This window comes from Serratia sp. PL7 (genome assembly GCF_945957435.1).
The window spans coordinates 1-875 of the sequence record NZ_CAMFLB010000100.1 but is presented as its reverse complement, the minus strand read 5'-3'; the positions used below and the strand labels follow the sequence as shown (position 1 = coordinate 875).

1 protein-coding gene is annotated in these 875 nt (G+C 48.0%); it reads right to left on the bottom strand.

All coding sequences use genetic code 11. The features are described 5' to 3' along the window. On the bottom strand, window positions 1-807 hold an 807-nt coding region (locus N6G83_RS54380), incomplete at its 3' end, for an IS110-like element IS4321 family transposase (RefSeq protein ID WP_260524435.1). Window positions 808-875 lie beyond the last annotated feature (68 nt).

The following is an 875-nucleotide window of genomic DNA, read 5'->3' as shown; positions in this document are numbered from 1 at the left end:
GTTACCTCGCTTACTAATTCCCAGCAATGTCGTCCGACCTCCCGTGCTGTACTGTCGAGGCACTAGCCCTGTTGCCGCCGCAAAGTCACGACTGCTGGCGTACTGCTTCCCGTCGCCAATCTCAGTTGAAATAGTACTCGCTGTCAGTGTTCCGACGCAGGGAATGCTCAGCAAGCGCTGTCCAATCTCATCTTCGTCCAACTTTCGTTTCAACTGGGATTCCAAATCTTTAATCTGCTCAACAAGATAGTGATAATGCTGTTGTAATTTCAGCAATAACTGGCTGAGGTAAAGAGGCAAACTATTGTCCTCAAGAATGGTACTCAGTCGGCTAATAACGGCAGCTCCTCGGGGAACACTAATGCCAAATTCCAGCAGAAAAGCATGCATTTGATTGGTTGTTTTTACCTTATCCTGAACCAGGGATTCACGGACACGGTGCAGAGCCCGCATTGCCTGCTGAGATTCCGTTCTAGGTTGCACAAAACGCATAGACGGACGCGATGCAGCGTCACAAATAGCTTCGGCGTCGACAAAGTCGTTTTTGTTACTTTTAACGAATGGACGGACAAATTGTGGTGATATCAGCTTTGGAAAATGCCCCAACTCTTCCAACTTGCGTGCCATAAAGTGAGAGCCTCCGCAGGCTTCCATTGCGATGGTCGTTGCCGGGCATGTCGCCAAAAATTCGATTAACTTTGGCCGGGTAAATTTTTTACGGTAAACAGCCTTGCCGCGACGATCCTGGCAATGAATATGGAAAGAGTTTTTACCCAGATCGATACCAATGAGCGCAATGTTTTCCATGATAGTTCTCCGAATGAAAGCCTATCCTCAGCATAGTACCGGGAAGGAGGGAGTGACCATCTCATTAA